At 48.4% G+C, this 25,295-nt stretch carries 18 protein-coding genes; 10 read left to right on the top strand and 8 right to left on the bottom strand.

The features are described 5' to 3' along the window. Positions 1 to 187: 187 nt before the first annotated feature. A complete protein-coding gene (locus AC6IB1_RS02910) occupies positions 188 to 961 on the bottom strand; it encodes a helix-turn-helix domain-containing protein (RefSeq protein WP_497566280.1) in 774 nt (257 codons plus the stop codon). Between the two features lie 719 nt (positions 962 to 1,680). Between AC6IB1_RS02910 and AC6IB1_RS02915 the strand changes: the two genes are divergently transcribed. Both AC6IB1_RS02915 and AC6IB1_RS02920 read left to right on the top strand, forming a co-directional pair. Continuing rightward, on the top strand, positions 1,681 to 3,519 hold the full coding sequence (locus tag AC6IB1_RS02915; RefSeq protein ID WP_497566281.1) for an SUMF1/EgtB/PvdO family nonheme iron enzyme: 1,839 nt from the start codon (positions 1,681 to 1,683) through the stop codon (positions 3,517 to 3,519). 544 nt (positions 3,520 to 4,063) lie between these two features. Then, positions 4,064 to 4,774 (top strand): helix-turn-helix transcriptional regulator, encoded by a 711-nt coding sequence (locus AC6IB1_RS02920; protein WP_497566282.1) that lies wholly within the window; start codon positions 4,064 to 4,066, stop codon positions 4,772 to 4,774. A 68-nt stretch (positions 4,775 to 4,842) separates the two neighbouring features. Here the strand turns inward: AC6IB1_RS02920 and pdxH are convergent, their stop codons facing one another. Then, a complete protein-coding gene (gene pdxH / locus AC6IB1_RS02925) occupies positions 4,843 to 5,481 on the bottom strand; it encodes a pyridoxamine 5'-phosphate oxidase (RefSeq protein WP_497566283.1) in 639 nt (212 codons plus the stop codon). Positions 5,482 to 5,638: 157 nt separating this feature from the next. Here pdxH and AC6IB1_RS02930 point away from each other — a divergent pair, with 157 nt between their 5' ends. From AC6IB1_RS02930 to AC6IB1_RS02965, 8 genes are all read left to right on the top strand, one after another. Beyond that, the gene (locus AC6IB1_RS02930; RefSeq protein WP_497566284.1) at positions 5,639 to 7,447 is read left to right on the top strand and encodes a sensor histidine kinase; all 1,809 of its coding nucleotides are present in this window, start codon (positions 5,639 to 5,641) and stop codon (positions 7,445 to 7,447) included. Beyond that, positions 7,444 to 8,751 carry a sigma-54-dependent transcriptional regulator gene (locus tag AC6IB1_RS02935; RefSeq protein WP_497566285.1) on the top strand — a complete coding sequence of 436 codons (1,308 nt, stop codon included), beginning with the start codon at positions 7,444 to 7,446 and terminating at the stop codon, positions 8,749 to 8,751. The genes AC6IB1_RS02930 and AC6IB1_RS02935 overlap by 4 nt, the downstream gene beginning before the upstream one ends. 315 nt (positions 8,752 to 9,066) lie before the next feature. Continuing rightward, positions 9,067 to 10,467, top strand: a complete 1,401-nt coding sequence (locus AC6IB1_RS02940; protein WP_497566286.1) for an HlyD family type I secretion periplasmic adaptor subunit — start codon at positions 9,067 to 9,069, stop codon at positions 10,465 to 10,467. A gap of 81 nt (positions 10,468 to 10,548) precedes the next feature. Next, positions 10,549 to 11,868, top strand: coding sequence for a TolC family outer membrane protein (locus AC6IB1_RS02945; RefSeq protein WP_497566287.1), 1,320 nt, complete (start codon positions 10,549 to 10,551; stop codon positions 11,866 to 11,868). Between the two features lie 3 nt (positions 11,869 to 11,871). Continuing rightward, the gene (locus tag AC6IB1_RS02950) at positions 11,872 to 12,465 is read left to right on the top strand and encodes an OmpA family protein (protein WP_005504629.1); all 594 of its coding nucleotides are present in this window, start codon (positions 11,872 to 11,874) and stop codon (positions 12,463 to 12,465) included. A 16-nt stretch (positions 12,466 to 12,481) separates the two neighbouring features. Then, on the top strand, positions 12,482 to 13,150 hold the full coding sequence (locus AC6IB1_RS02955; protein ID WP_497566288.1) for a transglutaminase-like cysteine peptidase: 669 nt from the start codon (positions 12,482 to 12,484) through the stop codon (positions 13,148 to 13,150). A gap of 6 nt (positions 13,151 to 13,156) precedes the next feature. Then, positions 13,157 to 15,088 (top strand): EAL domain-containing protein, encoded by a 1,932-nt coding sequence (locus AC6IB1_RS02960; protein WP_497566289.1) that lies wholly within the window; start codon positions 13,157 to 13,159, stop codon positions 15,086 to 15,088. After that, on the top strand, positions 15,081 to 17,198 hold the full coding sequence (locus tag AC6IB1_RS02965) for a type I secretion system permease/ATPase (protein ID WP_497566290.1): 2,118 nt from the start codon (positions 15,081 to 15,083) through the stop codon (positions 17,196 to 17,198). The genes AC6IB1_RS02960 and AC6IB1_RS02965 overlap by 8 nt, the downstream gene beginning before the upstream one ends. A gap of 110 nt (positions 17,199 to 17,308) precedes the next feature. Here the strand turns inward: AC6IB1_RS02965 and AC6IB1_RS02970 are convergent, their stop codons facing one another. The 6 genes from AC6IB1_RS02970 to AC6IB1_RS02995 form a co-directional block, all read right to left on the bottom strand. Further along, positions 17,309 to 18,967 carry a flagellar assembly protein A gene (locus tag AC6IB1_RS02970; RefSeq protein ID WP_497566291.1) on the bottom strand — a complete coding sequence of 553 codons (1,659 nt, stop codon included), beginning with the start codon at positions 18,965 to 18,967 and terminating at the stop codon, positions 17,309 to 17,311. 283 nt (positions 18,968 to 19,250) lie between these two features. Further along, entirely contained in the window at positions 19,251 to 19,637 is a 387-nt protein-coding gene (locus AC6IB1_RS02975; protein WP_497566292.1) for a PilZ domain-containing protein, read from the bottom strand. 274 nt (positions 19,638 to 19,911) lie between these two features. Then, on the bottom strand, positions 19,912 to 20,664 hold the full coding sequence (locus AC6IB1_RS02980; RefSeq protein ID WP_497566293.1) for a phosphatase: 753 nt from the start codon (positions 20,662 to 20,664) through the stop codon (positions 19,912 to 19,914). Between the two features lie 9 nt (positions 20,665 to 20,673). Next, on the bottom strand, positions 20,674 to 22,692 hold the full coding sequence (locus AC6IB1_RS02985) for a GNAT family N-acetyltransferase (RefSeq protein ID WP_497566294.1): 2,019 nt from the start codon (positions 22,690 to 22,692) through the stop codon (positions 20,674 to 20,676). A 162-nt stretch (positions 22,693 to 22,854) separates the two neighbouring features. Beyond that, entirely contained in the window at positions 22,855 to 23,826 is a 972-nt protein-coding gene (locus AC6IB1_RS02990; RefSeq protein ID WP_497566295.1) for a ParB/RepB/Spo0J family partition protein, read from the bottom strand. A gap of 3 nt (positions 23,827 to 23,829) precedes the next feature. After that, entirely contained in the window at positions 23,830 to 25,038 is a 1,209-nt protein-coding gene (locus AC6IB1_RS02995) for an AAA family ATPase (RefSeq protein WP_497566296.1), read from the bottom strand. Positions 25,039 to 25,295: the final 257 nt, after the last annotated feature.

Genomic DNA, 25,295 nt, shown 5'->3' on the forward strand with positions numbered 1-25,295 from the left:
TCCATTAACCACGAGGCAGTGGCATATGTTACTAATATGTTAGATTAACGACCGATTCTAGGTATGAGGTGGCAGGGCGTCTTTCAAAACCCTGCGGCATTATTGCAAAAAACTCCGATGATTAACAAACAGAGAACCGAGATTGGCATACAACCTTAACATTTTTTGCCTCAGTTAATGGTTCAGATCAGTGCTGTTGCCGAAAACGGGAAGGAGAAATCCCGACATATCGGGTAAACGCAGTGGTAAAACCGCTTTGGGATGAAAAACCACAACTATCAGAGACCTGGGCAAGGTTCAGTTCACTGGCGACCAAAAGATCCTGTGCCAGTTCAAACCGTTTCTTCAACACATATTGATGTGGCGTCATACCCATCTGCGCTTTAAACAGTTGATGGAACTGGCTTTCCGCCAAAAAAACTGAACCCGCCAGTTGCGCCACCGTGATCTTGCGGCTGATATGCTGGCGGATGTAAAGATCGATAATATCCATGTTAAGGCGGTGCCCATGGCGACGTGGTGCAACTTGCTCTCGGAAGTGACGCGCCATTACACACAGTAACGTATCCGCACAAGCACGTCCCAATACGGCATCATCCGGGTTGGCAACCATTTCTGCAGTCAATGCTTTCACCAGTGTCTGGGCCTGGCTGTCCAGCTGAAAGTAAGCGTCGCGGGAAAAAAGACGCTCGACTTTCTCCTTCATGCTGGGCTCACCATGCAAAACAGATTCAGGCAAATTGATCACCAGAATTTCATTCTGGCCAACACCGGAAAACGCATGGAGCTCAGACTCAGAAACCAAGCATCCCTGCCCCGGCCCGACAAGACTGCCACGTCCGGAAAGTTCGAACTCTGTCTGGCCTTGCAACCCGATCACCACTTGTCTGTACTCGTGCGCATGCAGCGAAGGGTGATTGGGTAACACAATAACCTGCGAATGCTTTAACTCGGATGCCATAGTTAACAATGATATCAATGAAATTGGTGCCATTGTGCCACGCAAACACAAAATCCGAGAATAAAAAGTGTATCGGAAAGATGATCAAGAGAGGGCTAAACTACGGAACATGTCATTTCGACTTCAAAACTGTGCAAGATCTCAACAAACACAGACTTGCTCCTAGGCTGAAATTCTGCATTCACTAGGCTCCCGTTCATTACATTTACTGTAACTTCATGTTTTAAAACAATTGTCTCCCTTCCACTTCCGGATGCACATCATCGCTTCTTACTTGATCATGCTTTCGATGAAACCCGTGATTGATCTTTCCATGATCATCGTTCCGATGCAAAAGATCCTCTTTGTTTCAAAGCAATTGATACCTTGTTCGTATTATTACCTGCAAATTAACCCAACCGTCAAAATAATGACGAGCTGTAATTAAAGGTGTCAATAATACGTTATTTTTATCGAGTAACCACTTTTACTACAAAATATTTTCTAAAACAGAGAAAGCAGCTAAAATTTATTGAGTTATCAATCAAATGATATACGTTGAATAATGACGATAAACGTCAAATAATTAGTATTATAAGCAAGATAATTGGCATTTACGTGTTAATCTAGCAAACTGGGACAAAGCAAATAAATACCGAGTTTGTCATGACGTTGCAAACTGTATAAATATCTTGGCACAAGGCCGGTGTTTATGATTTCTGAAAATAAGCAAGGGACATATGAAAAGTAATCGCATCACCGCGTTGGTACTCGCGTTATCGCCGATACTTCTTAGTAGTCAATCGCTTGCCAATGAAGCCAATGCTGCAACTGACGATCCTGTCATTGCACTGGAACAGAAGCTAGCCGATAAACGAAGTGAAATTAGCGTTCACGCTGAAAACCTCCAAACGCAACGAAATAAGCTGGATGCTTTATTATCAGAGCGTGAAACGCTGGCAACCAAAGCCATTGAGTTAGAGAAAAAGCGGAACATGGCACAAGAACGCCTAGATGAACAATTCCGCCGCTTACTCGACAATCCAGACATCGACCTTACCCAATATAAAGATGATTACCAAGCTGCCTGGAATGCAGTGAAAGAAAATCAGTCTATCTCACTGGAAAATGATCAGGCTATTGCTGAGCAGCAACGTATTGTAGAAGGCGAGAATCGCCAGAAACAACAGTTGGTGAGTGTACTGGAAAACCTGCAAGAAGCAAAAAAAGAGGCACGAGTTAAACGCCTTCGTCAGGAGCTGACGTTTGCAGACACCATTGAAGTGGTACACACCATTACCTGTAGTGACTCGATGACGCTGGCTGCTTGTGCAAACCAGGGTAAAACCCTGACGATGCAAAAAGCGGTAAATACCTTCCAATCCCAGATCCTGGATAAAGTCACCGAGTCAACCACGGCGAAACTGCATGCCAACCGTGTATCATTCAACATTCATGTGATGAACAGCAACATCGTTGACAGTGGCTTTAGCGGCAGCAATCGTTACATCACCCGTATGCAGGCGGAAATGCGCAGTAAGCCTGATGAGAACGCAGCATGTAAATTGCTGGATTTCGCAGAGCGTTATTGTGTCGACAACTCTTTTAATGCAGCCAAAGCAGCACCTAAACAAAAAGCTAAACGCTGGGTAAACGTAAAAATACGCTCCAACCGTTATGAAGACAATGTCACCATCAACGGCGTAACTTACGGTTCAACACCGGTTGAAATTATGTTACCAGCAGGTCAGCACCAATTAACGGTTGAAAAACACGGCTTTGAGCCATACAGCCGCCAGATGTACATGAATAAAGACTCGGTTATCTGGGCAAACCTTCGTGAACAGGAGAACCGCCCAAAGCCGGGAAAGCAATTCGCTGACAAACTTGCTAATAACCGTCAGGCCCCTCAAATGGTGGTGATTGGCGCAGGTCAGTACCGAGTAGGATTTGAAGCAAAAAAACCTGTCATGGTCAACCAACCCTATTCTATTGCTGCAACGCCGGTAACAGTGAAGCAATTTAGCGAGTTTGTCGCGGCAACCGGTTACGTGACTGATGCGGAAGAAGGCCAAGGCTGTATATCACTGATCAATGGCGAACCTAAACAATTGCTGAACCACCACTGGCGCAACCCTGGTTTTAAACAGTCTGACAATGCACCAGTGGTATGTATCACTAAAGACGATGCTCAGGCTTATTCCAAATGGCTGAGTACCCAAACGGGCTTTGATTACACCCTGCCTACCGAAGTACAGTGGGAAGTCGCTGCCCGTGCAGGTAGCGAGTCTGATTTTTGGTGGGGAAACGACATCGGTGTCGGCAATGCAAATACCGGCTGGAGCGGTACTGCCTGGTCAAACAAAAGCACCTCACCCGTCGCCAGCTTTCCTGCAAACCCTTATGGTATCTATGACACCGCAGGAAATGTCTGGGAGTGGGCAGAAAGCCAGACACCTGTAGCACGTGGCGGTGCCTGGAGTTTCTCTCCCAGCAGTGCACGTGTGGCCGAACGCCTTGAACTACAATCGGACCTCAGCGCCAATTATCTCGGCTTCCGCGTCGTCCGAAATATCTAGACTTACGCCTTTGCTTATCCCTAAAAGCCCGCTTTGCGGGTTTTTTCATACCTATAACAGCGTCCTTTATCACCATGGTGGCAAAAAACCCGGTCATGCAGGGAAAACGCGAGCGAGTTCGCTTTTAACAAACAAAATTGTCAATTAACACTGAACTAGTGCATTTCCCCCCTGCCCGAATTTCTAGTCTCTGGTTATAGTGGGGCCTGAACAGTGTGTATTGCAATATACCTCTGTTTAATCACTGATAATTTACCTCGGTGACACCATCCGGTGCTGTGTTACTACCCTCAGATACAGCATCAGGTGGCCTCTTCTACACGTCGTACAGGAAACTACTCTATACGAGTGAGATCTTGTTTTCACCGGCTCCTGAGTGAGCCGGTTTTTTTTCATATCCTTGCATAAGGTCCCCACAAACTGATGAAAAAAACCATCACCAAAAATCAACTTACCCTAGTATATCCCTATGATTAATATGCTTTTAATCTCATATTAGTTTACTTACAATACAATGTAATTTAAGTATCGTATCGCCACAGAAATGAATCATATATCCCTCCCGCCCCCTATATTGATCTCCCTGTTTGAACAATTGCCAGGCTGCTGGGGATGTAAAGATACCGAATCACGTTTTGTTTACCTCAACTACGCCTATGCCAAACTGCTTGGCGCCCAAACCCCAGAAGAACTCATCGGTAAATCCGATGAACATATGCCGGGAAAACTGGCTGAATACGCGATACAGTTCCGTCAGCAGGACAAAAGGGTGATGGAAAGTGGCCGGTATATGCGGGTGCTCAATATCCACCCCTATCCCGATGGACGTTGGCAGGCACATGTGTTTACGAAAGTACCTTGGTATGGAGAGAAAGGGGAAGTATTGGGAACGATCTTTCATGGTCAGCCCCTGGATCAAAACCCGCTGCTCGAAGTCGGTCAGTGGATATGTAAAGCAGCAGGGACATTTTCAGCGATGCCTTTCATCACCGACGGGGAAAAAGGAGAAATATCACTTTCACCCCGCGAGTCAGAGGTGTTGTTTTTCCATCTCTTTGGCAAGAAACCCCAATTTATCGCCCATGCACTGGGTGTGTCAGTAAAAACCGTAGAAAACCATTTCGCCAATCTCCGTATCAAGCTCGGAGCAGCAACAAAAACGGAACTGGTTGATAAGGCGCTGGAAAGCGGTGTTGGCTGCAAGATACCGGCTTCCCTACTTAAACAGCAACTTACCCTGATCTTGTCAGACTAACGCCTGCAGGGACAAAGACAAAAAAGCAGCGCACGAACCGCTGCTTATCTTGTCCAGCCAGATGCCATTCAAGGTGCCAGACGTTCGATATCCCATTTGCCGTTTTGTTCATTCTGGAATACAAATCGGTCATGCAGACGGTGCTCACCACCTTGCCAGAATTCAAACGTGTCAGGCTTAACGCGAAAGCCTCCCCAGAACGTCGGCACAGGTACTTCCCCTTTATCAAACTGCTGCTTCAATTCCATATATTTACTTTCCAGCGCTGAACGTGCGGTAATCCGTTCACTCTGGCGGCTCGCCCATGCGGCAAGCTGGCTTTCTTTGGGGCGGGACAGGAAGTATTTTATCACTTCCATTTTACTAAGCTTTTCCGCTTTACCTGTAATGTGCACCTGACGCTCCAGTGAGTGCCAGGGGAAATGAAGACTGACACAGGCATTATGGGCAAGTTGTCTGGCCTTACGGCTCCCCAGATTGGTGTAAAAAACAAACCCATCATTATCGACGTGCTTTAACAACACGATGCGCTGAAAAGGCTGGCCTTTTTCATCCACCGTCGCTACCGTCATCGCGGTGGGGTCTGGCAGCTTTGCCTCAATGGCTTGTTTGAGCCAATGTTCAAAGAATTGAACCGGGTTTTCAGGCAGGTCTTTGCGTCTCAAACCGCCTTGGTTATATTCTCTGCGAATATCATACAAATCCATTGTGGTGCTCCGAATACGTTTTTACGCCATTGTGATGTGGCGTGCGTCTTTTCTCAAGCGAATTTCCAGACTCTAGGAACGGTTGCTGTGATACGCATCAATCGGTTATGTCTGAATGCTATCCCGGATCAGCACGATACCTTTTAACAGGGAAGCTATGCGCCGACGTCATTTTGTTTTAACTGTCACCGCTATCGGTCTGTTGCTGACAACCCTGATCACGACCTTTACTTACTCTTCGGTTGAACAACGGCTTACCGCAGACATTGAATCAGATGTCTACCAATTGCAGGAAAAGCTTTCCGCAGAACTTGGCCGCTACAGTGAAATTCCTGTGGTGCTCTCTGCCGACCCCCGTCTCAAACGCCTTTTACGCGTGCCGGAAAGTGAGCGGTTACAGCAAGAAACTAACCAGCTTTTAGTGAACTGGAATACCCGTCTGAACAGCGATGTCTTGTACTTGATGGACAAAAATGGGCTTACCCTCGCAGCCAGTAATGCCGATGATCCACAAAGCTTTGCTGGTCACAGCTACCATTATCGTCCGTACTTCCAGCAAGCAATGGAAGGGAAAAAAGGACGTTACTACGCATTGGGGGTAGTGTCTGATAAACGGGGTTATTACTTTTCCTACCCGGTGTGGGATGACAACGCGATTTCTGGGGTACTGGCTTTAAAAGTGGATCTGTCGATCATCGACCGTATCTGGGATCAACAAACGTTCGACTACCTGATTGCCGATCCACTTGGTGTGGTGTTTTACAGCTCACGAGATGAATGGCTCTACCAGTCGCTCTCTATTCTCTCAGACCTTCAAAAAGACACCATCCGTGCATCCCGTCGCTATGGCGATTCCTCGCTAAGCAGCCTGACTGCATACCGTTCGCTGGATGCGATCGAATCGCAGGAAGCCCTTGACCTTGGATTATCGGACAAGGGCCGGGAGCATATGCTGGTCTCCAACACCGATTTGGAGGATGCTGGCTGGCGTATTTACGGCTTTACCCCTACTCGGCAGGCATGGCCAGTGGTGGTGCAATCTATGCTACTTTTTGCCACATTTTATGCCCTGCTGGTGTTGGTGATCACAGCATGGCTACAAACCTTGAAAACCCAGCGCAAACTGGCACGCCTGAATGATGAACTTGAGCAGAAAGTGGCCTCCCGCACTGCCAGCCTTGAAGACACCAACACCAAACTGCGCCAGAGTATCCAGCAATATGAAGAAACGCAAAAAGCACTTCGCCAAACAGAAAGTGAACTGATACAGGCGGCTAAGCTCGCTATGCTTGGCGAGCTCTCTGCCAGCATCAACCATGAAATTAACCAGCCGTTAGCAGCAATGCGGACCTATACCGAAAACAGCATTAAGTTGATGGAGAAGGAACGATATGACGCTGTCAGCGCAAACCTGACCACCCTCAATGACCTCATTAGCATGATTGCCGATATTGTCGCACGGTTTAAAATCTTTGCCAGAAAACAGAACCTCGAAGGTAAAACCCGGGCATCCGTCGATGACGCAATCACCGCGTCTTTGAAACTGTCGGCTGCCAGCTTTATCAAGAAAGGGATTCAGGTCGCCTGCTACATGCCCGAAAAAGGCTTGGTGGTTAACATCGATACGGTACAGCTTGAACAGGTGATCCTCAACCTTCTCAACAACGCCGCACAAGCAGTAGCCAATACCCCGTCCCCTGAGATTGGCATCAAGGTAGAAACCTTCCTCGACCGCGTCTCTATCCATGTCTGGGATAACGGCCCGGGGATTGATAACGATACCAAAAAGCAGATATTTTCGCCCTTCTACACCACCAAAAAAGAAGGCCTGGGATTAGGTCTGACCATTTGCCGCCGGATTGTGGAAGGGTTCGACGGCAGCCTTCAAATCAGTGACCACTCAACAGGCGGTGCTGAATTCACTGTCACGCTAAAACGCCTTTACAATGGAGATATCTCACAATGATGCCTGAAATCTGGATCATTGACGACGAACGCACTATCCGGGATGCGCTGAGCCAGACCCTTGATATTGAAGGCTTTCAATCCCGCGCTTTTGCATCCGCGATAGACGCGCTGGATCAGCTCAGCAATGCCTTTGAGGGCGTTATTATTTCAGATATCAACATGCCGCAAATGGACGGCATGACTTTTTTACAAAAGGCGCTGGTCGTGGATCCTGAACTTTCCATTGTGATGCTGACCGGTCATGGCGACATTTCGACCGCCGTCACCGCAATACGACAGGGCGCATACGATTTTTTAGAAAAGCCCTTCTCGACAGACAACCTTCTTGACGTTCTCAGACGCGGTGTGGAAAAGCGGCAGCTAGTGATGGAAAACCGTGAACTGAAGCGCCAGCTTGAAACCCAAAGTGCTCCGGGGCCGCGTATTCTGGGCAATGCTGACGCTGTAAAACAGCTCAGGCGTACTCTGTTTCATCTCAAAGATCTGAATGATGATGTCCTGTTTCAAGGTGAACGTGGAACAGGCAAAGAAATGGCAGCCCGCTTTCTCCACGATCAAGGCTCCCGACAGGATGAACCTTTCGTCGCCATCAAGTGCCGTCGAGTCCCTGAAGCCCTCATCGCGATGGAACTGTTTGGCTCCGAGCAGCACACCTATGCCTCTTTACCCAGTTACAAAAACAGCAAGATTGCTGCAGCAGGGAAAGGCACATTGTTTATTGATGGCATTGAAGCACTCCCCCCGGCAGTGCAAGAAAAGCTAGCTACACTGATTGGAACAGAAAACCGCCCCAGAATTATTGCCTCAACACGGGTGGATTTGGCCGCCAGTGTCCGTCTTGGCCGCTTTGACTGCGCGCTTTACCAAGCGCTGTCTGGAACGACACTCTTGTTTCCCCCGCTGCGGGAGCGCAATGACGATGTGATCACCTTGTGCCAGAATTTCGTTCGCACCACCGCATCACGATTTGGTGTTGCTCCCCCCGTGATGAACAAAGATCACAAAGAAAGACTACTACAGCATCCTTGGAAAGGTAATATCCGTGAGCTTCGCGCCTATGCCGAGCGATGGGTACTGATGGGTGAACAAAGCCTGACCGGTGACGATGGTGAATCCCACGAAAAAAACCACGATACCTTAGCTGAACGGATCCAAAAGGTAGAAAGGGCCATTCTGTTTGATGCGCTCAACCGCCACAATGGCATGTTAAAGGAAGTACAGGCAGAATTGGGGCTCGCCCGAAAGACCCTGTATGAAAAACTAAAAAAACACCATTTAGATAAAGAAAGTTTCAAAGGGTAGCCATCCAGCTTCTTCTTCCTCCCTCCGGCGCTGAAGCGCATTGAAAACGGGCCAAATCACTTTTTGAGTTGTTGGCACCACATTTTTATACGTTTTGCTTCAGCGCTGCTTTACCGTCAACCCGCATCACACCTAACCGCCAGAATAATCACGGTTTCTCTTTCTTGAGAAACAGGCGCTGGCTCACCCTTATACACTGCTTCCGATTAGTGAAAATCTCATAGATAAACTACTCTTTTATTTGAGGCTGTACCCATTTTTTCCTGCAACCTCTTTTGTCTGACTTTTATTTTTCAATCGGCATAACAATTAACAATGATAAAAACCAATAAACCGAGCTCAACACTGCCCGCCAGTGAGCACCTTGATTATATCGATGATAAAACTGCTGCACTGCTGCTCTCTACGCCGAAAAGCGCCCGGATCCTGCTGTGGGTGATAGCCCTGTTCATCATAGTAACTGCGGTTTGGGCTGCCTTTGCTGAGCTCGACAAGGTCACGGTAGGCCAGGGAAAAGTTATCCCTTCATCCCAATTACAGGTCGTTCAAAATCTTGAGGGGGGTCTGATCAAGAAACTTCTCGTACATGAAGGCGATACCGTAGAAGAAGGCCAGCAATTGCTGCTGATAGATGACACCATGTTCCGCTCTGATTTCCGTGAACGGGTACAGGAACTGACCAGTCTGCAGGGCGATGCAGTCAAACTCCAATCACTGGTAGAGTCTGTGGTAGTCAACCCAGAAACCGGCGTGGGAAACTGGCAAGAGGCCGTAACCATTCAACGCAATGAACTGGTCTTTACGCCGGAATTCCAAGAGGAACACCGCGCAGTGGTCGCTCGCCAGCGCGCTGAGTACCGAGACAAACTCAACAACCTGCAAAACCAGCTCTCTGTCACCGCCCAGCAAATCCGCCAAAAAGAACAGGAGCTTATCGAGGTGGAGGCAAGAGTTCAAAACCTTCGCCAGAGTTATAGGTTTGCCCATGAGGAATATAGCATCACCAAACCCCTAGCTGATGAGGGCGTGGTGCCACAGATTGACCTGCTCAAACTACAGCGTCAGGTTAACGATACCCAGCGAGAACTTTCTTCCGCCGAGCTTTCCCTTCCTTCTATCACTTCCTCGCTGCAAGAGGTGGTATTCAAACACATCGATGTGGCCCTGAAGTTCCGAGCTGAGCAGCAAGAACGCCTCAGTGATGTCGAAGACAAACTGTTGGCCATGACAGAAACCCGCGTCACGCTGGCAGACCGTGTAGAGCGTACTGTCGTTGTCAGTCCGGTAAACGGCACCATCAAAAAACTGCACGTCAATACGGTAGGGGGCGTTATCCAGCCGGGAATGGATCTGGTCGAAATTGTGCCGAGTGAAGACAACCTGCTCATTGAGGCAAAAATTGCTCCACAGGACATCGCTTTCCTGCGCCCTGGTCTTGAAGCCATCGTCAAGTTCAGTGCCTATGATTTTACGGTATATGGCGGCCTGACAGGCATTCTGGAAACCATCAGTGCCGATACTATTCAGGACGAAGAAGGAAATAGCTTCTATCTTGTAAAAATACGCACCGAATCCAACAACTTGGGTGAAGGAGAGGAACTGCCGATTATTCCGGGAATGACGGCATCCACCGACATCATTACCGGAAAGCGGAGTGTATTAGATTATTTGTTAAAACCGATATTGCAGGCGCAAAAATCTGCACTCAGGGAATAAAGCACCCAATAAAAGCCACGTCATCAGGCTGAATATAAAAATAATGGCGCTCACTACAGCCTTTTAAAGGGGAAATGTGTTTTGAACTGGAAAAAGCTCTTAATCGCTTCAACAATAAGCTCACTTTGCACGCCAGCGTGGTCCATGTCTGTCGAACAGGCGGTAATGACAACCATTGCTACCGATCCTGAACTGAAAAGTGCCTTTAATGATTTCATGAGCAACCGTGAAGACATTGAAGCTGCCGTGGGTGATTACCTGCCCGACGTGAACCTGAATGCAGGTGTAGGTTTCGACCACATCGACAACAGCGCCACACAGGCGAGCGGTGACAAGGAATTCAATCCCCGCGAAGCCAGTATCAGCCTGACACAGCTTATCTGGGATGGCAAAACCGGTGACAATATCGACCGTACCGAGTTTGAAGCCGAAGCCCAGCGCTATCAGTTACTCGCAGATGCACAAAACAAATCCCTGGCAGTGACCGAAGCCTACGTTGCAGTGTTGCTGGCCCAGCAACTACTGTCACTCTCAGAAGCCAATGTCGAAATACACGAAAAGATACTGGCTGACATTACCCGTCGTGCTGAATCTGGCATTGGTTCAACCGCCGATCTGTCACAGGTGCAGGCACGTGTTGCCCGGGCAGTGAGTAACATGTTAGCCGCACATAGCAACCTGGATGACGCAAAGACGGCATTTATGCGACTTGTCGGTGTCGACATCAAGGATCCGGTCGACCCTGAGGTGGACGCGCTATATCTGCCACAAACTCAGGCAGAAGCAATGGAAGTGGCCTTTTCCACCAACCCAGTACTCAAGCTTGCCACCTATGATATTGATGCAGCGCGAGCCCAGTATCGCCAGAACAAAGGAAATATGTACCCCACCCTGTCTTTTGAAGCGAGCCAGAACTGGCGAGATGAATCAGGGGGGATCAATGAAGAGGTAAACGAATTCAATGCCATGTTACACCTTCGTTTCAACCTCTATAATGGCGGCACAGATGCTGCCAATACCCGTCGCAGCGCCCACCAACTCAGTAAGTCGAAAGAGATATTCGACAACGCTTCTCGCCTTTTAGGGGAAAGTACGCGCCTTTCATGGAGCGCGTACCAGCTAACCGAGCAACAAAAGACATACCTTGCACAACATGTAGATGCCGCATCTGAAACTGTGATTGCCTACGAAAAACAGTTCAGGATCGGGCGCCGCACCCTGTTAGACCTGCTCAATACCGAAAACGAGCTGTTCGAAGCAAGGCGAGCATTCCTTGATGCCTACTACGCTAATATCACGGCCAAATATCGAGTACTCAACAGCATGGGCACCCTGTTGGATGCCCTGCGGGTTGATATACCTGATGAATGGCTACACCCTGTCATTAAGAAAGAAGGTTAACCCATGAAACACGTTTTGCTTATCAGCAGCATTCTTATTGTGCTTGGCGGCTGCTCCCTCTCCGCTGACGAGCCTCCCCTGGCTGAGCAACGTTCCGATCTGTTTGACGCTGACAGCGATGGCGTGATCAACGCCCGCGACTTGTGTGATAACACACCGCAAGAAGCCGTTATCGATAATGATGGATGTCCAACCTACCTTTTACTTGAAAGTAACAACTCACTGAGGATCCAGTTTGCAAACGACTCTGCAATTGTGGAACCTGCTTACCGTGAAGCACTGGACAAAATGGCTGGATTCCTTAAGCTTTATCCCGAAACCTTTCTAGAGCTTCAAGGACATACAAGCTCTCCGGGGTCAGATGATTACAACCAGAACTTGTCCATCCAACGTGCCAAAGCAGTCCAGGCACACCTGATAGAGAAAGGCGTTCCAATCGACCGTCTCACCCTAATAGGTCTGGGTGAAGGCGATCTCATGCTGGCCGACAACACGGAAACCACGCAGTTTGTGAATCGCCGCGTGGTCGGCCGCGTCAAAGGATTTAAAGGGGATATCAAGGAAGCATGGACCATCTTTACCCAGCGGGAACAATGATGACTGAGGTCGCCTGATGCGCAAGCGGGCTGCCTTGTTTTTCATCTTCCTGTTGCCATCGATTGTCACGCTTGCACTGAACAAAGCAGACACCCAGTGGGTGAATAAAGTCGCGACCTTTTATGGCGAGAGAGCGGGGAAACGCGTCACAGCATGGCGAAACCTTGTTGCACAATCGGCGGCTTTACCTGAACGGGAAAAGCTTGCTGTAGTTAACAACTTTTTCAATCAGCTCTACTTTGTCGATGATATCGACTTATGGGGAAAGAAGGACTACTGGGCCACACCGCTGGAGTTTCTTGGCAGCGCGGCAGGGGATTGTGAAGATTTTAGCATCGCGAAATACTTCACCCTGCGCGAGCTTGGCATCGACGATAAAAAGCTGCGGCTTGTCTACGTCAAGGCCATCAAACTCAACCAGTTCCATATGGTCGTGGCCTATTACCCCACCCCTTCCTCCGAACCTGTACTGCTGGACAACTTGGATCCTGAGATAAAAAAGGCCTCAAAACGGCAAGACCTGCTCCCTGTATACAGCTTTAACGGTAGCAGGCTATGGCTTATGAAAGAACGCGGTAAAGGTGAACTTGCAGGTAAATCTTCGCGTCTGGGATTGTGGAACGATCTCCGGACACGAATGGGAACTGTGAAGCTGAACAAACCGATCAAAAACTATGATGGGTAAACGTCTATGACTTTATACCGGCAATTATTTACATGGATGTTAGCAATATTCTTCCTGCTGATACTGGCAGTGACAGGCATTGAGCTAAACACCACACGTAATTTTCTGCTGACTCAGCAATCGGCTGAGGTGAACAACACAATCAACTCGATGGGTCTTGCTCTCGCACCTTATCTTGAGGATGACGATAAAGTGGCTGTTGAGTCGGTTATCAATGCCCTGTTTGATGGCGGCTTTTACCAGGAAGTGCGCCTGAGAATGCTCTCGGATGGCAGCGAGATTATTCGCAAATACCCAATACACGTAGAAGGTGTGCCCGATTGGTACACCCGCCTTGATCTGTTTCCTTCCATCGAAGAAGAGCGCACTTTCACCAGTGGTTGGCTACAGCTGGCTGAAGTCCACGTTGTTTCTCATCCAGGATATGCCTATCAACAGATGTGGCGATCCACCATCCAGCTCAGTGTCTGGATTGGTATTCTTTTTGTCATCGCTATGTTTGTGATTGCGTTGCAACTTAGTCGATCTCTGCGTCCCCTAAAAACCATCACCAGCCGTGCCAAAGACATCGCCCGCAACAAATTTGGCGAACCGATTCCACTGCCTCCGACCACTGAGCTAAAAACAGTCGTCCGGGCCATTAACCAAATGAGCAGCCAGCTTGAAGCCTATTTTGAGCAGCAAGCCAAAGAAGCCGACAGGCTTCGTGAACATGCGTACCGCGATACCGTCTCAGGCCTCGGAAACCGTAGTTTTTTTATTGGCCAACTCAAATCCTGGTTGTCGGAGTCCGGTATCGGCGGCCTGGTGATGGTGAAAGTCGACCTGATCACCGATACCTATCGCAACCAGGGCTTTGCTCAGGGTGATGCATTGGTAGGCCAGTTTGCCAAGAAACTCAACACTACGCTGACCGATGCCGATTGCACGGCTTCTCGGATCTCTAAAGACGAATTCGTGATTCTCGCCCCCAACAGTACCGGGGAAGATCTGCAAATCATTGGTGAGAGTGTGATGGCCATTGTCAATGACATGCAACATGACCCCATGGGGATCAGCCCGCCCAAAGTCGCCATTGGACTTGCCGTGAACAGTGTTGACAACCGCGACGCAAGTGCTTTGTTGTCACAGGCAGACAATGCGCTGACCCAGGCACGCAATACGCCAAATCATCCTATCTTCCTGATTGACCAGACCGAGAATGATGCATCAATGGGCAAACAACAGTGGAAGGCGCTGATTCTGGATGCCATGGCACACGACTGGTTCACGTTCAAGTTTCAGTCCGCATCAAATAGCGACAAAGTGGTGATCCATCAGGAAGTATTTTCTGCCATTGAGAAAGACGGTCAGTATTATGGCGCTGCACATTTCCTTGGCGCTGTAGAACAACTGGAACTGGGTGAATCGTTCGATCGCTATGTTGTCAGCAATATGATTGAGCGCCTGAATGACGATCCGGACCTTGGCCCATTAGCCATTAACCTGACCCAAAACAGTGTCACCAACCCCTCTTTTATCCGCTGGTTGACCACCACGATGCAAAAACACCGCAACATGGCAGGTCGTCTATTTTTCGAAATCCCGGAAGGTATCTTTGTCCGCTTCCCAGACCACGTCAGCCTGCTGACCGAGCAGGCACACCGCTTTCGCTTTGGTTTTGGTGTTGATAACTATGGCCGCAACTTCCAGTCGCTTGATTATCTCAATAAATTCAAGCCTTCCTATGTCAAGATCGATTTTGCTTACACCAGCAATCTAAACGACGAGTCGCAAAGCCATGTGCTAGCCTCAATATGTCGTACGGCACATAACCTGAATATCACGACTATCGCAACACGCGTAGAAACGGAAGCGCAGCTAAACAAGCTTTCAGAGTTGTTTGTGAATGGCTTCCAAGGCTTTATCTTCGAAAAGAAATCAGATAATCATGGTTAAAGACCCCTTGCTGCAATCTCTGGTGTATGTCAGCCGATACTTCGGTCAATCCAACTCGCCAGATGCTTTGATCTCCGGCCTGCCGATTTCTGATGGTTATCTCTCCCCGTTTCTGTTCCGGCGAGCGGCGGAAAGGGCTGGTATCGATGCCAAAGAGAGTCGCCAAACGTTAGGCTCCCTGTCACCGATGCTTTGCCCCTGCATTTTGTTGCTGAAAGACAACCAGGCTTGCGTGTTGCTAAGCATTGACCATGAGACCGGTGAAGCAGAAGTTGTCGAGCCACTGACAGATACCTCGCCAGTGGTGCGTAAGATTGATGAGCTTGACGATGATTATCAGGGCCGCGTTTTTCTGCTTAAAAAGCAGTTCCGCTATGATGAACGCTCGCCGGAAATTCTTAAAGAACGTCAGGGCCACTGGTTTTGGAGCACACTCTGGGAGTCACGTTCTATTTATCGCGACGTGCTGATTGCCTCAATTTTTATCAACGCATTTGCGATTGCCACTCCCCTTTTTTCCCGGATTGTTTACGACAAAATTGTGCCAAACCTGGCGTTCGATTCACTCTGGGTGCTCGCCACCGGGGTGTTCGTTATCTTTGTTTTCGATTTAGTGCTCAAGATGCTGCGAAGCTACTTTATCGATATCTCGGGAAAAAAATCCGATCTTCTGATCTCTTCCCGTATTTTTGAAAAAGTGATGGGCATTCGCATGGAAGCCCGGCCACCGTCCGTGGGGGCCTTTGCCCGCCACATGCAGGAATTCGAGTCGATACGCGACTTCTTTACTTCAGCCTCTGTTTCCACGCTGATTGACCTGCCCTTTGCCTTCTTTTTCCTGCTTATTATCTGGATTGTCGCTGGACCTTTGGTGATTGTTCCTATTATGGCGGTACTGCTTCTGATGCTCCATGCCGCCCTTATCCAAAAACCATTGCGTCATACCATCGAAGAAGGCTCGCGGCTTTCTTCGCAGAAAAATGCCAACCTGATTGAAAGCCTTGCTGGCCTTGAAACCATCAAACTGTTCGGCGCTGAAAGCCAGTTCCAGTACCGCTGGGAGGAAGCTGTGGCCCATATGGCCAACTGGGGGATCAAAACCCGTCGCCTGACAGACTCCGTCCAAAATGCTGCTGGCTTTATCCAGCAGTTTGTTAATGTTTCAATGATTGTCTTTGGGGTGTACCTGATTTCTGCCGGTGACTTATCAATGGGCGGCCTGATTGCCGCCACCATGTTAAGCTCACGTGCGGTAGGCCCCATGGTTCAGTTGTCGTTGCTATCAACCCGCTATAACCAAGCCAAATCAGCGATGACGATCATCAGCCAGCTGATGGATATGCCTTCCGAGCAGGAAGAAGGAAAGCGCTACATTCACCGGCCGATTATCCGTGGGAAAATTGAATTTGACCGCGTTAATTTTCATTATCCCAATTCAGATATCGCCGCGTTGCGTGATATCTCTTTCACCATCCTTCCGGGAGAGAAAGTTGCTATCATCGGCCGGATTGGTTCAGGGAAAACAACGCTCAGTCGCTTGTTAATGGGCTTGTATCGCCCCACTGAGGGCTCGGTACGTATCGATGATACCGATATCAGCCAAATCCATAACATCGATATACGGCGTAGTATAGGCTGCGTACCGCAAGACCCCGTGCTTTTCTTCGGCTCGATTCGCGACAACATTACCCTAGGACGACCGTTGGCGGATGATAGAGATATCCTGGATGCGGCCAACCGTTCAGGTGTTACGACCTTCACTCAGCGCGACCCAGCGGGTCTTGAACGTCAGGTTGGTGAAGGAGGAAATCAGCTTTCCGGTGGTCAGCGCCAATCTATCGCGATTGCACGCGCTATGCTGGGCCGTCCTCCTGTCTTACTGTTGGATGAACCAACCAGTGCGATGGACAACCGTTCTGAACAATACATTAAACAACAACTGTCCTCCCTGCGCCGGGATGAAACCCTGATCATTAACACCCATAAAACTGGCATGTTGGATGTCGTGGACAGAATTATCGTGGTGGAACAAGGCAGTATAGTGGCAGATGGACCTAAACTTGCGGTACTTCAGGCATTGAAAGATGGCAAGATCCAGAAAGTGGGTTAAAAGCGAAAAGACACCACCAAGCGCTTTTCAGACTACACAATTTTACAGTGTAAATAGTGCTAAAACGTTAGGCGGTAAAAATGGGATGTCAGTGCGTCTGAGGTACCGATTTATGACAACTCAATTTTAATTTCCTTGCCATTGGTGACCAGCTTGCAAGGACCGTACTCATCCACCAGGTTGATTGATGTCTCCCCTATCTGGCAGTACACCCCCGGAAAACTGTTTTTATAGACTTCAATAAAATAACGCCCATAAAGGGTGCTAAGCTCTGACGAACTGTTTTCTATCTTGGCTTTGATGTCAGCAATACGTTCAAAGTGGTGCGTTTTCGTCCAGGCTAGACGTTCTATCAGTTCATCTGGACGTTTGTTTGCTGGCTGTTGTAACAGCTTCATTTCAGCATCTTTAACTTTCATCAGCTGTTCATGCTCGTGATCCAGCTCCTTGGACAGGCTTAATGTCTGCGACATCAAATCACTTAGCCCGGTAAATGCGTGAACGTAAGTATGAACGCCAGACGCCGCCCCCAGGGTTAACACTTTCACACCACAATGCGCCACATGAGTTCCGCCGGTCAACGCACCAGTGCGTTTGTTGTCATCACACACTATCAGGTTGCTTTCAGTAAAAGTGCGGCAATGCATCGCATGCTGACTGATGGTGATATCCCCTTTGGCTTCTATTTTTGCATATTGGGCAAACTTCGCGACCACAGACCCATTTGACTTCAGGCTGGTGGTGATTTCTTTCTCGCTCTGTACCTGCCTGCCAAGAATACCGTTATGAATAATAATGTCGCCGCCCGCTACCAAATTGGCAGACTCGACGACACCGCCGACAGTGATAGATCCCGTGGCATTGACTTTCATTCCCGCATTTACATCGCCGTTGATAATGACACTGCCTTCAAAATCCACATGCCCTGTCGCTACCGTTACTGACTTCATACACAGTGCATTGTCTACTTCAACACCGTCAGGATGAAGGATAGGTAACCCCGCAACTTCTGCAACAATCACATTCTCATCGTTATTGCTGAACTTACTCCCCGGATACAGCTTCAAAGGAAGGTCATTGCCGGGCGTCGTTGGCAGGATTTCGCCGCTTACACGAAACCCCTCAATGCCTTTGGTAGGAGGAATTCGTTTTGCAATGGGTTGGCCTTCCTGTACCGTGATCATTTTACCGAGATCGCGCATATCGACGGTACCATCTTCCCTTTCCTGCGGGCGTAATATGCGAGATTTACTGTCTTGAACCAGATAAGCAAGCTTGGAGTCATCACCCGGGACGGGCCATTTACCGCTTGCTATAGGTACTTCCAGGTATTCACCAGGCTTGAGACGCGCAGACGCAGTCAGTAGCTTCTGCAAGGTTTGTTTCTTTACACCACGTACGATTTGCGCACTTTTGAGCGCCGAGAGAAGATCATTGCCTTTAATAGGCTCACCGCCACATGCACCATTAACCCGAAGGAATGCCGTCATTTTTTCGTCATCAAAGCGTGCGCTGACACTGGCGTCACGACGCTCGGCGACAACGACATCATCAGGCTCCCCCTTCCATTCATCGCTGGAAGCATTGATCTTATCAAGCACTGCTTCAATGGTTTCTTCAAAGCGAAGAAAGCTAGCAACCTTATGTCCTACCAGCCAATCAACAATGTGCTTTTTTTCAATGTTGGGGGCATCTTGGTCTGCCTTAGGTACCACAGTCATGTATACCCTACGACCATCATTTGACAGCCGCAAAAGCTGTTGCAGCATGTAATCCCCTAAACAAATACACTAAAAATACGAACGAACGTCACACTCGTATTCTACCTAGATGAAACACGTTGACAGAAATACCTCGACACCCAAGTTAGAATCAGATCGCATTAAATTACTGACTTTTGACTCATTTAAGATACTTGTGTCATATAAATGAATTATAGAGAGTTTTGGCTGATATGCTGCCTTGTCATGAAAGAATCATCGACGTTTGGCGAGAACAAAAATGCACATCAAGACAGTGCGCTTTTAAATCAGGAGGTTACCTATATCAAGGTTAAACAGATAACTTGTTGTGGCTTTCGTCTGATAGCCATTCATTAAGGCTGAAGCCGTATCTTAACTTGCCATCAGGCTCAACATTCCGATAGATAAGAGAGCCTTTAAGTAAGGGAAGATCAACCACTTTTAAGCTGTAGCTGACATCGAGATCAATCTCTTCTGTGGCTAACAACCCCATTCCACTGCGGCTAATATCACGAATAATGACAGGAAAACCAAAATCATTGTCTTCGCAGTCATGATCTAAAGGTGGCGTCACCACATAGAGACGGGCGAGAATACCGCCGCTGCCTAATTCAACGCGCTCCTGAAAACGTTGGCACTGACTCTCCCCCCCTGACTTTTCGATCAGGATGTCGCAGAGTTTCTCATAATCATTCATTTTACCGCCTCCCGCACTGCTAGGGTTCCTTCCCGAAGTGACGCTTTGATAATCTTTAGCCAGCCCCATTATTAATGTTACGCATGATGGCGAAACCGGAATACTGGCGTTTAATAACTGGCTACTTTTATCTGAAATTAGCGAACACCAGTACCAGTAAAAATGCAAACGTAACCATGAAGTATATTTATGTTTCAATGCATTGGCTGTATTGAATGTTAGATAAAAGCACATGAATTTGAGGCTGGCGCCCCGCCACATTTACAGTGTAAATCTAAACGTCTCCCATCAGTTCAGCAACACGTTTACAACGAATACCAAAACGCTTCTTTTGAAAAGCGTCAAACAAGGATGAATCGCTGGTAATGACCTGATCTTGAGAGAGCCCCACATGCTTGATCAAGTTTGCCACGCTGGCAAAATTACCAATATCATGGCAAAAATGCGCATCCGAGCCTGTTGTTATCCAAGCCCCCTTTTCTTTGGCTAATACCGCGATTTTCTCGCAATAATATTCGCTCCCTTGTCTGGAACCGTTCAATGAAGAATTGTTCAGCTCTATGGCAACACCATGCGTGACTGCCGCATCAACCACTGCCTCAGCATCAATAGGATAGGAAGGGTTTCCAGGATGGGCGATAGCATCGACAAGTTGAGAGGCAATCGCGCCAATCATCGCTCGGGTATGAATGTCTTTGTTTTCCGGGCGAAAGACGGCTTCATGCAAACTCGCGTTAACCCACTCCATCTTGGCGTAAACATAGTAGGGCATATCAAGCTCACCTTGTACATCCATGATATTTGCCTCAACCCCACGTAAAATATGCACGCCGAACAAGGTATCAGGAATCACCTTCTGATTAACAAAGTGCCAATAGTGCGGCGCACCAGGCATGGTACTGGCGTGATCAGTGACACAGAGGTGGCTCAAACCAACTGACTTAGCCACCTGGGCATTTTCGATGATAGTACTGTAAGCATGACCACTGGCCACAGTATGAGTATGTGTATCGACGACAAATTTCATCTGTTATCCTTATTTTGTCAGTTGATGTTGGATCCAATTCCTTATTGCCATTTCTGTATCTTTTCTTCCCCGAAAACCAAAATGCTTTGCGACACACTCCCAGGATTGACGTTGCAGCAACTTGGCAACCATAAGTGTACACACATTATCAGTTTCATCTTGGATAGGAACTGTGGCAAGCAGATGAATAAACCATTGCCACAAACTGCCTGTGACTAAATCGTAACCCAGCTTTCCGTCAGCAAAAAGGGACACTTGGTTCATAGCATTTTCATCGATGGAAACAGCCTTGAGATTTCCTGCCAGCAACAAAGCGACCAGATCACTGTCCATATCGGCAAATTGTTCTGGAAGTTGATGCTCAAAATTAAGATAAAAAAGAGCACGTAAGGCTTCAAACCAATCCGGAGCTGTCGATATGGCCTTTGCCAACTGCAGAGAATAAGTCCCGCTGGCTGCATCTCGTTGAACGCCGAGGCGCAATGGCAGGTATCCCAATTTCGACCAGAATTGCCACAATGTGGGCGTGATACCAAAACTGGTTCCTGTGACAGTAATACCTTGTTTCAACGCAGTTTCTTCAAAGTATTTGACCAGCGAACGGGCAATCCCTTGGCGACGGAACTCAGGCAGCACTGCAAGCCGAACAATTCGAAGCATAGGTTCAGCCAATACTTCTGCCAAGCCAGTATGAGTAGCCAGACTCTGAGCAAGTAAGTGCCCTCTTAGCCGGCGCTCACCGCGTGCTACAGCCTGCGCGAGTGACGGTTCAAACCCGCCCTCCATACTCGCCAACAAAGCACCAATAAGCACGCCGTCGCAGTAGGCCCCCAGTATCACCAGACGCTCTCCATCAAGCAGTTGTACCAAATCATTGGGTGATGTCTGGTAATGGGCGGTGACCAGAAGTGAAAACAACTGTCGTAACTCGGCCTCGTCTTGCGCAAGCGCAGTCTGACTTAATGTCTGGTATGAAACAGAGGCTTGGGTATTTGCGGGGAGAGCAGGCTCGGCATCAAACAAAAAGGCCTCGAAGAGCCAACGTTCAAGCGGATCTTGTTGCGCCCACCTGACTGGCTCTGTGAGCCTGATTTCCCGCCAACCTTTGGCTTCTGTGTCAAGCAGTGTACGAAAGCGCGTGCTGAATGAGCGCCCCGTTCCTTCATAGCCATGTTCAGTCGATGAAAACACAACACGACTATATTGCTTTAAGATATCGCCGAGCATAGGAAGAGGGATCGCCGCCGCTTCATCAACCAACAGCAAGTCGCATGCTGGCTTTTCACGTAGCAAGGCGTCTGGCGCGATAAACTCCAGCCTTCCTCCGTTTTCATCAACCAGTGATAACTTGCCTTGTGCTTGCAGCTCTCCACGCTGTCTCGCATGAGAGAAAAGGGTGTCAACATTAGCAAAACGCGGGGAAGTGACGAGAATTTTTTGGGCCCCGTGACGAAGAATCTCCACCGCCGCAATGCCCATGGCTGACGACTTCCCCCTTCCCCGATCAGCCACTAATAGTACAGGGCGGCGTCGATGTCCACGCAATACCCGCCCAATCGCTTCCACTGCCCGCTGTTGTGATACGGTTTTCCCTGTTGTTGGATCAAGTTGACGGCCTTGATGCAGACACACATCATCCAACGGAAATTCGTGGTCGCCGTTCTGGCGACAGATAGCAACAGCGGGGTGTTTAGCCAGTTGCATCAGACGGTTATCGAAGCGACGCAGATCGGTACGATGTTCCTCACCGGCAATCAGCACCAGCAACCCACCACCACGAATACACCCGGCTGCCGCACACAATTTTTCTATATCCCACACGTGACGAATATCCACCGCCAACGAACCCGTTTCTTGTCCCAGCATTTGCTTTGCGCGCGACCAGGGTATCGCCCCAACAAACTCAGAATCATCGCTGATCACCGTTATCTCATTGATCATCGCCAACGTTTGCATGATGAATACATCGTCACCGAAAAGAAAAACAGGAAAGCGGACAAAACCATCTCGGGCTTTGTCAGTAAGCATTTGCAGAAAGCTGAAAGATTCGTGTATCACAGTGTGGCCGTTTATCAATAAGTCCCCAATCATCATAACGGAAAGCAGGGTGGGGCAGCCACTAATCAGGTAGTTTGCAAGCAGAGCATAAAAAACGCGCCCGAACAGGGCGCGCTTAGCGTGCTTTTGCGTTCACTGACTCAAACGCGATTTGATAAAAGAAAAGATCGCATCGGCATCCTCATCGCTCAGCTTTTTAAGGTTTATTGCCACAGTGTCGCCTTTGCGGCGATAGCTGGCGCGTCCTTTAACCAAGTCAATTGCAGGAATTTCAGGCCTTAGAGCTGCTGGCTTGAGGGCATCACACCATTGTTCCAAAAGTAAAGTCACTTCCCGGGTAATACGGCTGACACCGGTAGCGTCTACCGATTGCCAAACGGGTGCATCTTTCAGCTTTGCCAGCAATGCTTCTTTTTGCTCATCCGTGAGTGAAAAGTAGAGTCTATTGAGCTTAACGATAGTCGGACGACCTAACTCAGCAACACTCGGGTAAGCCTGCAGCAAGGGCAGGGGCAACGCGGCCGCTTTCAGTGCGCCACTGACCAAGGCTTCACTACACTGACACACTTTTGCCAGTTCTTTTTGATCAGCAACATCGCCACGATCCAACATGGCCTGCATTTCCTTTCCGCGCTCGTAAAGCGATAGCGGTTTATGGGCATTTGCCACATCTGACAGGAACTTCGCATGCTTGCTGTTAATGCCCCTCGCGACATATACCAGAAAATCCTGGCCGGCAAGAATACAGGACATACGGCGACGGCTACCGTCGAGTACTTCAATGTTGTCATCTTCCCGCCAGCGGCCAACCGCCGGATACTGTTGCCCACGATCTTTTAATGTGGTGAGGATGTCCTGGAGCGCCAATTCGTTGAGGAACGATTGCTCACGGGCGTTTTCGGCGAAAACGGAAGTCCGTTTCTCAACGTCTGCTGCAGGTACGCGCACCAATTCAAATTCAACCGTCGCTTCACCTGCGACGGAAAGTTCAATCACCGCCGCTTTTTCAGACGCAGCTTTTTGTGCTTCTTGCGCGGTGGTCGCCCGTCGTTTGTCTGCTTTACCAAAAAGACGGGCATTCAATTCTGAAGTCTTAATCGCCATTTATCACTCCTGGTTTCGCTGCGACCAATGGCTATGGAGCACACGTTCAAGCTCCAGCCCGGCACGATGTACCGCTTCCTGCGCTGTTGAAAGGGTTTTCTTACCACCTTCGAAGTCCTGGGCGGTGAGATCAAAAACAGTACTGTAGGTATCAGCACACGTTTCAAATGCGCGGCTGCGGGGAATGGTCGCCATCATCACCTGATCACCCAACAGGTAATTCATTTCTGTCAGCACCGACACCTGTTTTTTGTTGTCATCTTCAAACATAGTAGGTACCAGTCGGACAAACTCCAAGCCCGGCCAGTCCTCCGGGAACATTTCATAAACGGTTGGAAGATGCTGGAAAAAGTTAACCGTAGATGCCCAGTCGAGCCGTTTCGCGGCACACGGGATCAACAAGGCATTGGATGCGTACATGGCATTCCACACCAAGGGGTCAATGTGCGGGCCAGTGTCTATCATGATGATATCAAACTCATCCGCAATCACATCAATAACCTTCTCTTTCAGCAATTGCACGATGTCCAGGGAACCATTCGTCGCTAGGCTCTGCCACGCTTCAGCGTTAAACATCGCGTCTTCCGGGAATGCCGCAATCGTTTTCAGGTTGGGGTACTGTGTCGGCAACAGTACATTTTTCATCATGAATTCTTTGTCAGGCGTTTGCGGCGTATTATCAAGCATGACATCCACTGCGGAATAGATACCTTCTTGCTCGGTAATACTAATCTGCGGGTTCAGAAAAAGGCGAAGTGAGCCTTGGGGATCAAGGTCAATCAAACAGATGCGATAACGTTTTTCCAAGTTCAACGCCATACAGGCCGCCATATGAACCGCACTCATTGATTTCCCCGTTCCCCCTTTTTGGTTCTGGATATTAATCACCCAAGGCTTATAACCCGCACCTTTACCTTCATGAAAGGCAGGGATATTCGCCGCTTCCATAATTTGATGGGCTTCCTCAAGGGTAATAGAGTAGTGGTTCGCGTTGTTCTTGGTGAACTGGTGGCCAGCATCTTCCATGCGGCTGATAGCTTCATCCAGTTTTCGACGGGTAAGGCCAGAGCGGGTTTCCATCAAGGCTTTCGACATGGGTGGAAACAATTGGTCATGACGTTCCTCCATCACGATCTCAATACGGTCAGCCTGAACCTGCTTGGTTTGCTCTGCAATAGTTTGCAGGTTTTCTATTGTCTTTTCCCTATTCATTTTTCTTTTCGCCTTAGAAGAAAATTAAAACAAATTGTACAGCAAAATACATCACACACAATAAAAAGCTGAACATACTGCAAAATAATTAAGATCTTGCTCACTTTATGTCAAGATGGTGAAAAATAGTGCAATTTTTCTGTGTTATATGCTGTGTAAAATATCTCAGATTTAAACTGTTACAACGTCACTTTTTTACAATGTAAACCTTATAACTAGATGTTTTTACCCGGAACACTGAAAAGCGATGTACAAAT

The organism is Grimontia sp. THUN1695, from assembly GCF_059704325.2.

Coding starts and splice junctions, on each gene's coding strand:
- AC6IB1_RS02930 (WP_497566284.1), top strand. CDS start 5,639: ATGCGCCGACGTCATTTTGTTTTAACTGTCACCGCTATCGGTCTGTTG.
- AC6IB1_RS02980 (WP_497566293.1), bottom strand. CDS start 20,664: ATGAAATTTGTCGTCGATACACATACTCATACTGTGGCCAGTGGTCAT.
- AC6IB1_RS02950 (WP_005504629.1), top strand. CDS start 11,872: ATGAAACACGTTTTGCTTATCAGCAGCATTCTTATTGTGCTTGGCGGC.
- AC6IB1_RS02995 (WP_497566296.1), bottom strand. CDS start 25,038: ATGAATAGGGAAAAGACAATAGAAAACCTGCAAACTATTGCAGAGCAA.
- AC6IB1_RS02915 (WP_497566281.1), top strand. CDS start 1,681: ATGAAAAGTAATCGCATCACCGCGTTGGTACTCGCGTTATCGCCGATA.
- AC6IB1_RS02990 (WP_497566295.1), bottom strand. CDS start 23,826: ATGGCGATTAAGACTTCAGAATTGAATGCCCGTCTTTTTGGTAAAGCA.
- AC6IB1_RS02920 (WP_497566282.1), top strand. CDS start 4,064: ATGAATCATATATCCCTCCCGCCCCCTATATTGATCTCCCTGTTTGAA.
- AC6IB1_RS02955 (WP_497566288.1), top strand. CDS start 12,482: ATGCGCAAGCGGGCTGCCTTGTTTTTCATCTTCCTGTTGCCATCGATT.
- AC6IB1_RS02935 (WP_497566285.1), top strand. CDS start 7,444: ATGATGCCTGAAATCTGGATCATTGACGACGAACGCACTATCCGGGAT.
- AC6IB1_RS02960 (WP_497566289.1), top strand. CDS start 13,157: ATGACTTTATACCGGCAATTATTTACATGGATGTTAGCAATATTCTTC.
- AC6IB1_RS02965 (WP_497566290.1), top strand. CDS start 15,081: ATGGTTAAAGACCCCTTGCTGCAATCTCTGGTGTATGTCAGCCGATAC.
- AC6IB1_RS02975 (WP_497566292.1), bottom strand. CDS start 19,637: ATGAATGATTATGAGAAACTCTGCGACATCCTGATCGAAAAGTCAGGG.
- AC6IB1_RS02910 (WP_497566280.1), bottom strand. CDS start 961: ATGGCATCCGAGTTAAAGCATTCGCAGGTTATTGTGTTACCCAATCAC.
- AC6IB1_RS02970 (WP_497566291.1), bottom strand. CDS start 18,967: ATGCTGCAACAGCTTTTGCGGCTGTCAAATGATGGTCGTAGGGTATAC.
- AC6IB1_RS02940 (WP_497566286.1), top strand. CDS start 9,067: ATGATAAAAACCAATAAACCGAGCTCAACACTGCCCGCCAGTGAGCAC.
- pdxH (WP_497566283.1), bottom strand. CDS start 5,481: ATGGATTTGTATGATATTCGCAGAGAATATAACCAAGGCGGTTTGAGA.
- AC6IB1_RS02985 (WP_497566294.1), bottom strand. CDS start 22,692: ATGCTTACTGACAAAGCCCGAGATGGTTTTGTCCGCTTTCCTGTTTTT.